Genomic DNA, 13511 nt, shown 5'->3' on the forward strand with positions numbered 1-13511 from the left:
TTTATTTGGTGGTATGCAGCTTCAGCATCGCCGCTTCGAACTTGCCTTCGCATAGCGTGGGCACCACGTCCAGGCTGTGGGCGATGGCTTCGTCGATCAGCAACTGCTCCTCGCGCCGCGGGCGATGCAGCACGAAGTCCACCACCGCCTGCTGCAGATTGAGCTGGCGCGGATGACCGATGCCAATGCGCAGCCGCCAGTAATCCGGCGTGCCGAGCGCGGCGGTGATGTCCTTCAGGCCATTGTGCCCGCCGGACGAGCCGCCTTTCTTCAGCCTGGCCACGCCGGGCGCCAGGTCCAGCTCGTCATGCACCACCAGCACTTCATCGGCGGCGATCTTGTAGAAGCGCGCCAGCGCGCCGACCGACTGGCCGGAACGGTTCATGAAGGTTTGCGGCTCCAGCAGCCAGACTTCCTGGCCGGCGATGCGGGTCCGGCCGGCCAGCGCCTGGAAGCGGGTCTCGCGGGACAGACTGCAGCCTTCTGCCTGCGCCAGGTTGTCCACCAGCCAGAAGCCGGCATTGTGACGGGTTTGTTCATACTCGGCGCCGGGATTGCCGAGGCCAACGATGAGGCGGATGGGCATGTGCTTGTGCTTGTGCTGGAAAGAGGGAAACCGGGATTATCCGGGAAGCATGGGATGCCGTCCAATCGACGGCCAGGGAAGGGCAGGCGAAAAAAAACCCGCCGGGCGCGGCGGGTCTGCAGCAGCGATGCCGGTTGCCCGGCATCTGCATGCATTACTTCTTCTCTTCGCCTTCGCCGGCAGCGGCTTCGCCAGCGGCTTCAACCTTGCCTGCCGGGATCGATGCGGTGGCGATGGTCGGGTCGTCGCCGTGGACGATCGCGGTCACGCCAGCCGGCAGGGTCACGCTGGACAGGTGCAGCGAGGTGCCGACTTCCATGTTGGCCAGGTCGATCTCGATGAACTCAGGCAGGTCCTTCGGCAGGCAGCTCACGTCCAGCTCGGTCAGCACGTGGCTGATGATGCCGGCCGACAGCTTGACCGCAGGCGAGGTCTCGGCGTTGATGAAGTGCAGCGGCACCTTCACGTGGATCTTTTCCGAGGAGCTCACGCGCTGGAAGTCGGCATGCATCACCAGTTGCTTGTAAGCGTGAACCTGGAAGTCGCGCAGCAGAACCTGCTGCACCTTGCCGTCGATTTCCATGTCCAGGATGGACGAGTGGAAGGTTTCCTTCTTCAGCGCGTGGTACAGCGCGTTGTGGTCGAGCGAAATGGCGACCGGTGCCTCGGAACCGCCGTAGATGATGCCAGGCGTCATACCGGCATTGCGCAGGCGGCGGCTCGCTCCGGACCCCTGCTCAGTGCGTACAAAAGCGACTACTTTCATGATGAACTCCAATGTATGCGGGGACGGTGCCCCGCGTTGCGCAATCCCCGCGACCAGGGACTGCAAAAAAGAATGCGGCTTTGCGGCCGCATTCGGAAATTGTTGCGTCAGGCGCGATCAGTCGATGAACAGCGACATCACCGAGTCGCCCTTGCTGATGCGCTTGAAGGTCTCGGCCAGCAGTTCGGCGCAGCTCAGCTGACGGATCTTGCTGCAGGCGCGCGCGGCCTCGGACAGCGGGATCGTGTCGACCACTACCAGCTCGTCCAGCGTCGAGCTGGAAATACGCTCGATCGCCGGGCCGGACAGCACCGGGTGGGTACAGTAGGCGATGACCTTCTTGGCGCCGCGTTCCTTCAGCACTTCGGCCGCCTTGGTCAGGGTGCCGGCGGTGTCGACCATGTCGTCCATGATCACGCAGTTGCGGCCTTCGACCTCGCCGATGATGTTCATGACTTCCGACACGTTCGCCTTCGGGCGACGCTTGTCGATGATGGCCAAGTCGCAGTTCAGGCGCTTGGCCAGCGCACGGGCGCGCACCACGCCACCGACGTCCGGCGACACGACCAGCAGGTCGTCATAGTTCTTGGCGACCAGGTCGCCGAGCAGGATGGGGGAGGCGTAGATGTTGTCGACCGGAATGTCGAAGAAGCCCTGGATCTGGTCTGCATGCAGGTCCATGATCAGCACGCGCTCGACGCCGGCTTCCTGCAGCATGTTGGCGACCACCTTGGCGGAGATCGCAACGCGCGCCGAGCGCGGGCGGCGGTCCTGGCGGGCATAGCCGTAGTAGGGAATGGCGGCGGTGATGCGGCCGGCCGACGCGCGCTTCAATGCATCGACCATCAGCATGATTTCCATCAGGTGGTCGTTGGTCGGCGCGCAGGTCGACTGGAGCACGAACACATCCTTGCCGCGGACGTTTTCATTGATCTCGACGACGATCTCGCCGTCGGAGAATTTGGAGACAACAGCCTTGCCGAGAGGGATGCCCAAATGTTTGGCCACTCCCAACGCCAGCTCCGGATTAGCGTTGCCGGTAAAAACCATCAGGTTCTCGAGCGCCATGGGATCCCTAAATGCAGTCGTTAAAAGTTTAAAAAGCCGCAATGTGGTGGACGGGGCGTCTCAACATTGGCGGCTTGTCTTCTAGCTTCGATATTTAATGGCAGGGGAACAAGGATTCGAACCTTGGAATGCTGGAATCAAAATCCAGTGCCTTAACCGACTTGGCGATTCCCCTACACAACCTGCTGTTTGCCGCGGCATTGTCGCCGAACTGGGCGATGATTGCAACGTCAAACGAATTCTTTTCTAACGATCGAGCAAACTGGCTAACGGATGCTGTTTCACGCCTTTCGCTTTCCAGGCTGTCCATCGACCCGATGCCGCTTGCAGCACCTGATCCGCCTGGGCTTCGGACGTGCAGGGCATGAATACACATGCGCCCGACCCTGTCATCCTTGCTGCGCCGTAATTGCCCAGCCATGAAATGGCTTCTGCAACTTCGGGAAACAGCCGGACTGCCACTGCTTGCAAATCGTTTTTTCCGAAGGCGTTTTGAAGTGCCCTTGAAAAGTCCGCTATTCTGACGGGCTTCGAATCCCTTGTCAATTCCGGCGAGCAAAAAATTGCAGGGGTGGGTACCGAAACGCCTGGTTCGATCACCACGAACCAGCAATCGAGGCCATCAACGGCGGTCAGCTGCTCGCCGACGCCTTCGGCAAACGCATTGCGGCCGAACAGGAAAAACGGCACGTCCGCGCCCAGTTGCAGCCCGAGCGCCATCAGTTCCTCGCGGCTCCTGCCCAGCCGCCAGAGGCGGTTCAGCGCCATCAGCGTGGTAGCCGCATCGGATGAGCCGCCGCCCAGGCCACCGCCCATCGGCAGTCGCTTGTCGATGCGGATATCGGCGCCTGGCATCGGCTGGTCGGCAATGGTGGATTGCAGCAGCCGGGCGGCGCGCACGATCAGGTCGCTGTCTTCGGGCACGCCGGGCACGTCGTTGACGCGGCGGATGCGGCCGTCGTCGCGCAGGTCGAAGTGCAGCAGGTCGCCGTGGTCCAGCAACTGGAAAACCGTTTGCAGCAGGTGGTAGCCATCGGCGCGCCTGCCGGTGACATGCAGGAACAGGTTGAGCTTGGCCGGGGCAGGGCAGTCGTGCAGTGATCGCATGGCGGCCTTCAGCGCGGCTGAAAACTGTCGATCACCAGCCGCAGCGCGACGTCGCCAGCCTGCTCGGTGCTGCGCGCCAGGTCGATGCGGCGTGGCCGCGCCGGGGCGCCGTCTTCCCAGGCAGGAAAGCGCAGGCGCCAGCCATCGGCGCTGACGATGTCGCCGTCATTGCCTGGCGCAAGGGCCACACGCTTGCCGCCGGGCACGGTAACCATGCCCTGCAGCCAGTCGCGCAGGCCGGCTACCGGCAGCGGCCAGCCCAGCGCCTGGCTGGCCAGGGCGTCGGCATCGGCGGCCGACAGCGGCGGCTGCCCGGCCTGGGTCAGGGTGGCGCCGTCCGGCGTGACCATGATCTGGGCCAGGGTCTGGCCCAGCGGCGACAGCAAGGTCAGTTGGGTGTTGTCCGGGCGCTGTCGCCATTCGAAACTGCCATGCAGCGCTTCGTCGCGCCCATTGATCTGATAACGCACCGACATGCGGCCGTTGATGTCGACCGATTGCTGATAGGCGCGTGTGACGCTGGACTCCGGCAGGACCGGTGCGGCCGGCGGGACGCCGGCACAGGCGGCGAGAAAAATAGGCAGCGCCAGCAGGGCGGCGCGGTAGGGAAAGGTCATCGATAAAGGGAGCAGGTAAATGAGGCGGCGCCGTATTGCGCGGCGCACGCTGGAAGGGCAGAAGCCTAGAGCCGCACGCGCAGCCGGCCCAGCGTGCTTTTCAGGGTATCGTTCTTGGGGTCCTTGACGCTGGCTTCGCGCCACAGCTTGCGCGCGTCGTCGCGCTGGCCGAGCGCCCACAGCACTTCGCCCAGATGAACCGCGATTTCCGGGTCCGGCCGCAGGCTGTAGGCGCGCCGCAGCAGTTCCTCGGCTTCCTTCAGGCGGCCCAGACGGAACTGCACCCAGCCCATGCTATCCATGATGAACGGGTCTTCCGGCGCCAGTTCCAGTGCCTTGGAAATGAGCTGGTAGGCCTCCTCCAGCCGGATGTTGCGTTCCGCCAGCGAATAGCCGAGCGCGTTATAGGCATTCTGGTTCCTGGGCGCGATCGCGATGATCCTGCGCAGCGAGGTTTCCATCAGTTCCAGCCGGTTCAGCTTTTCGGCCAGCATCGCATGGTCGTACAGCAGGTCGGTATTGTCCGGATAGCGCTTCAACGCGTCTTCCAGCACCGCCAGGCCTTCCTCGCCGCGCTCGGCCGTGCGCAGCATCTGCGCTTCCGCCACGACCAGTTGCAATTCCTCTTCCTGGCCGCTGGCCTTGGTGTCATGCAGCACCTTGCGCGCGCTGTCGAGATCGCCATTCCTGCCTACTAGCTGGGCCCGCTTGATCTGCGCGCTGACATAGGCCTGGGGCGTGCCTTCCGGCACCTGGTCCAGCCATTTGAGCGCGGCGGGAATGTCGTTGCGCTGCTCGGCAATCTGCGCCAGGATCAGCAGCGCCTGCGTGGGGTCGCGCTCGTCGTCCGGCTTGGCGGCCAGTTCTTCCAGGTAGGTGGAAAGGTATTTTTCCGCGCCCTGCAGGTCGTTGCGCTGCGCGCTCAGGAGGCCCAGCGCATACAGCACGGTCAGGTCCTTGGGCTCCTCCTTGAGCAGGATGTTGAATTCGCCGCGCGCCGCGTCGTACTGCTTCTGCTCGACCAGGAAACGGGCATGGGCCAGGCGCACCTCGCGTGATTTGGGATTGGTTTTCAGATAGTCCGCCAGCGACTTCAGCGCAGCAGCCTTGTCCGGGAGCACCTGCGCCAGGGTCAGCGCGGCCAGGTCGGATGACGGAGAAATCGCCAGCGCTTCCCGCGCTTGCTGGGCGGCGCGCGGCGCGTCACCGGCGGCATGCGCCGCCTGCGCCAGCGCCAGATGCATCTCCGGAAGCGCCTTGTAGTCCGCCAGTACTTCTTCCAGCAGCCGGAATGCGGCGGCCTTGTCGCGCGCCCTGGACAGCAGTCGCTGTGTCTGCAGGATGGTCGCTCCCAGCGTCGGCTTGCTGGCGGCCTTCAGGCGCTGCTCCAGGATGGGGCGGGCGTCTTCCAGGTTGTCGCCGATCAGGGCGAAGCTCAGGTAGAACTGGGCGGCTTCCTCCGATTCCGGTGCAATTTCGCGCCACAGCCGCACCGCAGCCAGCGCTTCATCGGTTTGCTTGGCATTGATGGCGATCTCGGCGGCGCGCCGCGCCAGGCGCGGATCGCGCGTCAACTGCGCAATCTGCAGCATGTTGACGAAGGCATATTCCCAGTCGCCGCGCTGATCGGCGATTTCCGCGCTCAGATAGCGGTACAGCACTTCCTCGCTCAACTCGGCCGCCGGCAGACGCTCGCCCGGCGCGGCGGTGGTGCTGGTGCTGCGCAGCCGGGGCCGGCGTGGCGCGGAGGCTGCAGCTTGCTGCTCTGGCGCATTCTGCGCGAGCGTTCCGGCGGAAGAAGCTGATTCGGCGGGCGCCCGCGCAGGCAATCCCGCACAGGCCGACAGGGCCGCACAAAGGAAGGCGATAGCTGGAAGGTTTTTCAAGAGCTTATCCTGGCTGATAGGCAAATTTCGATTCTACGCCCAACATGTTGCTTGCGTGCGGCATGCGCCCACGGTAGTGGGGCGTGGTCAAATCGACTCCGGATTGCCATTGTAGCCACAAGATGCGCCGCGCAAAAATAAGCGGCGAAATTGCGCAATTCATCCCCACCTATCGGGTTCGTTCAAATTACCAAGCACGTTCCCATGCCTGAACTACCTGAAGTGGAAGTGACGCGGCGCGGCATTGCGCCGCATGTCGAGGGTCGCATTGTGCGCGGCGTTCAGCTGCGTCATACCGGCCTGCGCTGGCCGTTTCCGGCCGACCTGGAGCAGCGCCTGCTCAACCGCACCGTGCGCGCCACTAGCCGGCGCGGCAAATATCTGCTGATTGCCTTCGACCATGGCACGCTGATCATCCACCTCGGCATGTCCGGGCACCTGCGGATACTTCCGCTGTCGACGCCGCCGCAGAAGCATGACCACTTCGACCTGGTGCTGGAAGACCAGGTGATGCGCCTGACCGACCCGCGCCGCTTTGGCGCCGTGCTGTGGCATCCGCACGAAGAGGGCGGCGTGGACAACCATCTGCTGTTGCGCGGACTGGGCGTGGAGCCACTGGAAAACCTGTTTTCCGGCCAGACGCTGTACAAGGCCACCCGTAACCGCAGCGCGCCGATCAAGCAGGTGTTGCTTGCCGGCGACATCGTGGTCGGGGTCGGTAATATTTATGCGTCGGAAAGCCTGTTCGAAGCCGGCATCAATCCAAAAACGCCGGCGCACCGGATCAGCCTGGCCCGCTATGAAAAGCTGGCGCAGGCCATACGCCGCATCCTGGCTGCCTCCATAGAGCGGGGCGGCAGCACGCTGCGCGATTTCGTTGGCGCCGACGGCCAGTCGGGCTATTTCCAGCAGAGCTATTTCGTCTATGATCGCGGCGGCGAGCCGTGCCGACAGTGCGGCAGCGCGGTGCGCCAGATCCGCCAGGGGCAGCGTTCCACCTTCTACTGTGTAAATTGTCAAAAATGACGCCCGATGCTAGGCTGTGGATAGTTCCGTAGAGCAATAAGGCATATCGTGAGCAATCTGGTTGAAAAATTCGGTGAGTACAGCCACTGGCGCAGTGGCGTGGTGCGCGCGCTCGAATGCTATCGCGACGCAATCCAGGCTGCCGGCCTGGCCGATGAAGGCAGCCAGCAGCGCATCGCGCGCACCCTGGCCCGCCTGGCCGAGGACAGGATGACGGTGGCCTTCGTTGCCGAATTCTCGCGGGGCAAGTCGGAACTGATCAATGCGATCTTCTTTGCCGGCTATGGCCAGCGCATCCTGCCTTCGTCGGTGGGCCGCACCACCATGTGCCCGACCGAACTGATGTATGACGCCAGCCTGCCGCCCTCCATCCGCCTGCTGCCGATCGAGACCCGCGCCACCAGCCAGTCCACCAGCGACCTGCGCGCGCAGCCGGATGCCTGGACCGTGATGCCGCTGGATGTGGCGTCGACTGACGGCATGCTGGAAGCCTTCCGCCAGGTCAGCCTGTCGCGCCGGGTGCCGGTCGAACAGGCCCAGGCCTACGGCCTATACGACCCGGACGACGCTGACAGCGGCATGACGCTCGGCGCCGACGGCCTGGTGGAAATCTCGCGCTGGCGGCATGCGATCGTGAACTTTCCGCATCCGCTGCTGCAGCAGGGCCTGGTGATCATCGACACGCCCGGCCTGAATGCGATCGGCACCGAGCCCGAACTGACCCTGAACCTGATTCCGAACGCGCACGCGGTGCTCTACATCCTGGCTGCCGACACCGGCGTGACCCGCTCCGATATCGATGTCTGGCGCGAGCATATCGGCGCCAGCGCCGGCCGCATGGTGGTGCTGAACAAGATCGACAGCATGTGGGATGAGCTGCGCGGCCCCGCCGAGGTCGAGGCGCAGATCGCGCGCCAGGTCGCCGGCGCTGCCCAGACGCTGGAGCTGGATGCGTCCCAGGTCTATCCGGTGTCGGCCCAGAAAGGCCTGGTCGCCAAGATCAACGGCGACGCCGCGCTGCTGGAAAAGAGCCGGCTGCCGGCGCTGGAATCGGCGCTGTCGCAAAAGCTGATACCGGCGCGGCGCGAGCTGATGCAGGCGCAATTGCATGCCGAGGCGGCGGAGCTGATCGCCTCGCGCCAGTCGCTGCTGTCGTCGCGCCTGCGCAATGTGGTCGAGCAGCTGGTCGAGCTGAAGAGCCTGCGCGGCAAGAATCAGAATATCGTGGCGCACATGATGAAGCGCATCGACATGGAAAAGGCCGATTTCGATGCCAGCCTGGTCAAGCTGCAGGGCACCCGCACCGTGTTCGGCAACCTGTCGTCCGAGCTGTTCGCCCATCTCGGCACCGACGTGCTGAAGAACAATATCCGCGATACCCGGGAGGCGATGCAGTCCAGCCTGTTCTCGGTCGGCATGCGCGATGCGGTCAAGCGCTTCTTTGCCGAAGTCGAGGGCAACCTGATCCTGTCGGGCCGCAAGATCGGCGAGATCAGCGAAATGATGGCGGTGATGTACCGCCGTTTCTCCGCCGAGCACGGCTTTGCGCTTTCCACGCCGATGCCGTTTTCGCTCAAGCGCTATGCTGACGAGATCGCGGCGGTCGAGGCGGCGTATCACAAGCAGTTCGGCGCGGGGGCGCTGCTGACCACGCCGCAGCTGGCATTGATGCAGAAGTTCTTCGACTCGATCGCATCACGGGTCAGGCAAAGCCTGCTGCTGGCCAACCGTGACGTCGAAGCCTGGCTGAAGGTGGTGATGGCGCCGCTGGAAGCCCAGATCCGCGAGCACAAGAACCAGCTGAAGCAGCGCCGCAATTCGATCGAGCGCATTCACCTTGCGGCCGACGACCTCGACGTGCGCGTCGCCGCGCTGGAACGGATGCAGGCCGAGCTGGAAAACCACAGGCAGGCGCTGGCCGAGGGCGAGTCCGGCCTGAAGGCGGCGCTGGCCGCCGATGCGCCGGCGCCATCCATGGTTGCCGGATGAAACGCATCGTCGATCACGATATCCCGCTGCAGGACCCGTCCTTTTCCGCAGACGTGGTGCGCTGGCAGAAGCAGCACGGCCGGCATGCGCTGCCTTGGCAGAATACGCGCGACGCCTATCGCATCTGGCTGTCAGAGATCATGCTGCAGCAGACCCAGGTGGCCGCGGTCATTCCGTATTACCAGCGCTTCCTGGAGCGCTTTCCCGAGGTAAGGTCTCTGGCCGAGGCCCCGGCCGAGGATGTGATGGCGCACTGGAGCGGCCTGGGCTACTACTCGCGCGCCCGCAACCTGCATCGCTGCGCGCAGCGGGTGATGGCGGAATACGGCGGGGTTTTCCCGGCCGACCCGGCGCTGCTGGCCGACCTGCCGGGCATAGGCCGCTCCACCGCCGCCGCGATTTCCGCCTTTGCCTACGGCACCCGCGCCGCCATCCTGGACGGCAATGTGAAGCGGGTGTTCTGCCGGGTGTTCGGCATCGATGGCTTCCCCGGCGCGAAACCGGTCGAGGACAAGCTGTGGCAGCGGGCCGAGGCACTGCTGCCGCATGAGGATATGCAGGCCTATACCCAGGGCCTGATGGACCTGGGCGCCACGCTGTGCACCCGTAGCCGGCCGGACTGCCAGCGCTGCCCGCTGGCGCATCGCTGCGTGGCTTATGAAACCGGCCGCACCGCCGAACTGCCGGTCAGGAAGCCGAAGAAGACGGTGCCCGAGCGGCATGTCGGCATGCTGGTGATTGTCGATAACGCACAGGTCTTGCTGGAGCAACGGCCGGGAACGGGCATCTGGGGCGGCTTGCTCTCATTGCCCGAGGTCGCGCTGGACGACTGGGACAGGCGCATGGCGGCCGCGGTCGCACCCTTCGGCGTGATGCAGGCGCATGAAAAACTGCAGCCCTTCAGCCACGGTTTCACCCATTTCAAACTGCATGTGGCGCCCTATCGCGTCCATCTGTCGCAGCGCCATGCGATGGCGGCCGAGGCCGGCCATGTCTGGTATCCGGTGGACAAGCTGGCGCAGGCGCCGCTGCCGGCGCCGGTGAAGAAGATGCTGGTGGGTTTGCTGGGAACGCGGGATCTGTTTGGAAGCTAACCTGCCTGGCACGTAAAGGCGTGCATAAAGGGCATTCCATTTAAAAGCATCCGTCCGTGCGGATCTTTTATTTAGCGCAGCGTACTCAAATTTTTTGACCACGACGCGGAGCGATAAATGGATCCCAATTCTAAAGTGACAGTGCGCACCTTGCCAGAGCATGTAAACGAGCTTGAGTCGTGTAATAAAGAAATCACAAGCGGTTCCGCGCTATCTCATCAGAAGAAACCTGTCCTTTCTGAAAGAAAAGCAAGTTCTGAACGACTGTTGGGACCGACTGCAGAGCAAATCGCGTATAAGGAAAACTTCGGAGAATTAGTGTTACACGGCGTGTTATACAACTCACCCGCCGGAGGAAAGAACGATGACACCGTAACGCTGGAGTCCTTCAAGCGCGCCGTTATCAGCTTGCTGCACATGCATGAAAGCCACCAGGAAAATGCAGTTGATACCCTATTGGACATATTAGAGGTACGAGTAGAGACCTATACCCGCAAGGCATCCGTGATGGGAAGCAACGGATCGAAGGAATTCCAGACAACGCGGCTTATGGTAGAGGTGCTAAAGCTACTTGCGGAGAATGAAAACCTCGGACTCGGTAAGGTCGGTCACGCCAAAATCAAAGACGCGCTGCCAGCTTTGGAAAGCCAGGCCAAGGTGGAATATGAAGTACGGAATGACAAAATAAAAGGCCTACATACCGTTATTGTAGAACCTAAAATGTGATGAGCTTTTCCATTGGCGGCCGTGGAATGCCGCATTGGGCTTTGCAAGCCATGGCTATGGCTGATTGATCATTGCGCTAGTCAACGCATCAATGCGACTTGTCACCCGGCACGATCCCATGCTGCACCAGATACTGATGCACGATGGCCAGCCGGCTTTGCGCATCCGTCAGTTCCAGCAGCTTCTGCCGCGCCAGCGTGGAGATCGGCAGGATCTCGCACCAGCGATTGGCGACCCAGCAGGTGCTGTCCAGTTTCAGTTCCGCCGGAAAAGGGCTGAAGCCGCCTTCGCCGCTGGCGCGGGCCGCTTCATTGATGTCCTTGATTACGGTCTTGAGCGCAGTGGCGCAGGCTACCAGTTCGGCACTGGGCGGCGCGTCGGCGTCGTCGGCGATCAGTTCCGTCCTGGCTTCGATGCGCTGATCGGGCAGTGTGCGGGTTTCCAGGATACGGAAGCGCTGTCCGCCGCTGGTCTGCAGCATCAGCAGACCCAGTTCCGGCATGTCCCATTCGACAATGTGCGCCAGGCATCCCACGCTGTCGGGCTGGGCCGCGACGCCGACTTCCTTGCCTGACTTGATGCGGACCACGCCAAACGGCGCATCGCGCTTCATGCAGTCGCGCACCATGTCGATATAGCGCGTCTCGAACACTCTCAGCGGCAGGGCGCCGCCGGGAAACAGCACGGTATTGAGCGGAAAGAGCGGCAGCCAGGCGTCGTCGGACATGGGAAGACCTGAAGGTAAGGAAAGGATCAGTCCAGTTCGCGGTGGCGCTTCAGTACCCGCGCGGCGTGCTGAAAATAGACTGCAAGATGCTCGACGAAATACACCGAACGATGCTGGCCGCCGGTACAGCCTATGGCCACGGTCAGATAGCTGCGGTTGTCGTTCTTGAACGAGGGCAGCCATTTCTCGACGAAATTGCGGATGTCGCCCATCAGGTGTTCCACCTCCGGCAGTGCATCGAGAAAATTGATCACAGGCTGATCGCGCCCGGTCAGCGGGCGCAGCGCCAGGTCGTAATACGGATTGGGCAGGATGCGCACGTCGAAGACCAGGTCGGCGTCGAGCGGCACGCCGTACTTGAAGGCGAACGATTCGAACAGCAGCGTCAGCGGGGAATGGTCGCTTCCGACCAGGTCCTTGATCCAGGCGCGCAGCTTGTTGGCCGACAGGCCGGAGGTATCGATCACCTGTCCCAGGCCTTCCACGTCGGCCAGCATTTCACGTTCGCGGCGGATGCATTCGACCAGGGTGGGGCGATGGATCGGGCTCTTGTCGCCATCGCCGATGGCTTCGCGGTGCGACAGCGGATGGCTGCGTCGGGTCTCGGAAAAACGGGTGATCAGCGACTCGGTCTTGGCTGTGAGGAACAGCACCTTGACGTCATGCCCCTGCTGCTTGAGCCAGCGTATGTCGGCGGGCAATTCAGCCAGGGACAGCGCGCTTCGGGCATCCACTGCAACCGCCAGCGCGGTGGCGCCCTCGTTCTGCCGGGTTTCGACCAGTGCGCGCAGCAGCGTGGGGGGAAGGTTGTCTACACAGAAGTAGCCGGCATCTTCAAGAGCCGCGAGGCCGATCGATTTGCCGGAGCCGGATATGCCGGTAATGAGTATGATGCGCATTGCCCGATGATACCGCAAACCGCCCGGATTTAAAGGCCGGGCCGCCCTGAGAAAGCCTTCCTCAGGCCTCGTCGTCCATCGCCTTTTGCTGGCGCTCCATGAAGTCCTTCAGGGTGTCGATGCCGCGCAGTTGAAGAATGGTATTGCGCACCGCGGCTTCCAGCAGCACCGCCAGGTTGCGGCCGGCCTCGACCGGGATCACCACCTTGCGGATCGGCAGCCCGAGCACTTCCTCGCTCTGCGAATGCAGCGGCAGGCGCTCGTAGTTTTCTTCCAGCGTGCTGCGCCTGACCAGATGCACGATCAGCTTCAGGCGCATCTTCCGACGCACCGCGGTTTCGCCGAAGATGGTGCGGATGTCCAGCAGGCCCAGGCCGCGCACTTCCAGCAAATTCTGCAGCAGCGTGGGGCAGCGGCCCTCGATCATGTGCGGCGCGATGCGGGCGAATTCCACCACGTCGTCGGCTACCAGGCCATGATTGCGTGAAATCAGTTCGAGACCCAGTTCGCTCTTGCCCAGCCCCGACTCGCCGGTAATGAGCACGCCCACGCCCAGCACGTCCATGAAAACGCCATGCATGGTGATGCGCTGCGCCAGCTTCTTGGACAGATAGACCCGCAGGTAGTCGATCACCTGGGCCGCAGGCAATGGCGTCGAGAACAGGGGAATGTTCTTTTCGTCGCAGATCGCCAGGATGTAGGCCGGTGTCTCCAGGCCCTGGGCAATGATGAATGCCGGCGGCGCGCCGGCCACCAGTTCTTCGGTCTGGTGCTGGCGCGACAGCGGCGAGAGCCGCTTGTAGTACTCGGTTTCCTGGTGTCCGAACACCTGGATGCGTCCCGGATGGATCAGGTTCAGGTGGCCGACCTGGTCCGCCGCCGACGCGGCATCGCCGGAAATCAGGCGCTCGCCGCCGGGGAAGCCGGCAAACCAGCCCAGTTGCAGCGCTTCGCGGTTATCGTCGTAGAGCTGCTGTATCGACAGCGGAGTGGAAAGCGGCATCGGTGCTTACACCTGAA

At 63.1% G+C, this 13511-nt stretch carries 13 protein-coding genes and 1 tRNA gene; 4 read left to right on the forward strand and 10 right to left on the reverse strand.

The features are described from left to right. Position 1 precedes the first annotated feature (1 nt). The 7 genes from pth to IGW04_RS02480 all read right to left on the reverse strand — a co-directional run bounded on the left by pth (position 2) and on the right by IGW04_RS02480 (position 6030). A complete protein-coding gene (gene pth / locus IGW04_RS02450) occupies positions 2–586 on the reverse strand; it encodes an aminoacyl-tRNA hydrolase (RefSeq protein ID WP_194711446.1) in 585 nt (194 codons plus the stop codon). A 154-nt stretch (positions 587–740) separates the two neighbouring features. Beyond that, entirely contained in the window at positions 741–1352 is a 612-nt protein-coding gene (locus IGW04_RS02455) for a 50S ribosomal protein L25/general stress protein Ctc (RefSeq protein ID WP_194711447.1), read from the reverse strand. Positions 1353–1469: 117 nt separating this feature from the next. Next, on the reverse strand, positions 1470–2420 hold the full coding sequence (locus IGW04_RS02460) for a ribose-phosphate pyrophosphokinase (protein ID WP_194711448.1): 951 nt from the start codon (positions 2418–2420) through the stop codon (positions 1470–1472). Between the two features lie 98 nt (positions 2421–2518). After that, a tRNA-Gln gene (locus tag IGW04_RS02465) sits at positions 2519–2595 on the reverse strand. A gap of 71 nt (positions 2596–2666) precedes the next feature. Beyond that, entirely contained in the window at positions 2667–3527 is an 861-nt protein-coding gene (gene ispE, locus IGW04_RS02470) for a 4-(cytidine 5'-diphospho)-2-C-methyl-D-erythritol kinase (RefSeq protein ID WP_194711449.1), read from the reverse strand. 8 nt (positions 3528–3535) lie between these two features. Beyond that, positions 3536–4144: a lipoprotein insertase outer membrane protein LolB gene (gene lolB / locus IGW04_RS02475; protein WP_194711450.1), complete on the reverse strand. Its 609-nt coding sequence runs from the start codon at positions 4142–4144 to the stop codon at positions 3536–3538. A gap of 65 nt (positions 4145–4209) precedes the next feature. After that, positions 4210–6030 carry a tetratricopeptide repeat protein gene (locus IGW04_RS02480; protein ID WP_228526792.1) on the reverse strand — a complete coding sequence of 607 codons (1821 nt, stop codon included), beginning with the start codon at positions 6028–6030 and terminating at the stop codon, positions 4210–4212. A 204-nt stretch (positions 6031–6234) separates the two neighbouring features. Here IGW04_RS02480 and mutM point away from each other — a divergent pair, with 204 nt between their 5' ends. The 4 genes from mutM (at position 6235) to IGW04_RS02500 (ending at position 10865) form a co-directional block, all read left to right on the forward strand. Continuing rightward, positions 6235–7056 carry a bifunctional DNA-formamidopyrimidine glycosylase/DNA-(apurinic or apyrimidinic site) lyase gene (gene mutM / locus IGW04_RS02485; protein WP_194711451.1) on the forward strand — a complete coding sequence of 274 codons (822 nt, stop codon included), beginning with the start codon at positions 6235–6237 and terminating at the stop codon, positions 7054–7056. Positions 7057–7104: 48 nt separating this feature from the next. Beyond that, positions 7105–9045: a dynamin family protein gene (locus IGW04_RS02490; protein WP_194711452.1), complete on the forward strand. Its 1941-nt coding sequence runs from the start codon at positions 7105–7107 to the stop codon at positions 9043–9045. Next, complete coding sequence (mutY, locus tag IGW04_RS02495; protein ID WP_194711453.1) at positions 9042–10139, forward strand: A/G-specific adenine glycosylase; 1098 nt, start codon at positions 9042–9044, stop codon at positions 10137–10139. Before IGW04_RS02490 ends, mutY begins: the two co-directional genes overlap by 4 nt. 117 nt (positions 10140–10256) lie before the next feature. Next, positions 10257–10865 (forward strand): hypothetical protein, encoded by a 609-nt coding sequence (locus IGW04_RS02500; RefSeq protein WP_194711454.1) that lies wholly within the window; start codon positions 10257–10259, stop codon positions 10863–10865. Between the two features lie 88 nt (positions 10866–10953). Here the strand turns inward: IGW04_RS02500 and IGW04_RS02505 are convergent, their stop codons facing one another. From IGW04_RS02505 to hprK, 3 genes are all read right to left on the reverse strand, one after another. Continuing rightward, positions 10954–11592 carry an LON peptidase substrate-binding domain-containing protein gene (locus tag IGW04_RS02505; RefSeq protein WP_194711455.1) on the reverse strand — a complete coding sequence of 213 codons (639 nt, stop codon included), beginning with the start codon at positions 11590–11592 and terminating at the stop codon, positions 10954–10956. Between the two features lie 26 nt (positions 11593–11618). After that, positions 11619–12491 carry an RNase adapter RapZ gene (rapZ, locus tag IGW04_RS02510; RefSeq protein ID WP_194711456.1) on the reverse strand — a complete coding sequence of 291 codons (873 nt, stop codon included), beginning with the start codon at positions 12489–12491 and terminating at the stop codon, positions 11619–11621. 61 nt (positions 12492–12552) lie between these two features. After that, entirely contained in the window at positions 12553–13494 is a 942-nt protein-coding gene (gene hprK, locus IGW04_RS02515; protein ID WP_194711457.1) for an HPr(Ser) kinase/phosphatase, read from the reverse strand. Positions 13495–13511 lie beyond the last annotated feature (17 nt).

The organism is Noviherbaspirillum soli (assembly GCF_015352955.1).
Lineage (GTDB): Bacteria > Pseudomonadota > Gammaproteobacteria > Burkholderiales > Burkholderiaceae_D > Noviherbaspirillum_A > Noviherbaspirillum_A soli.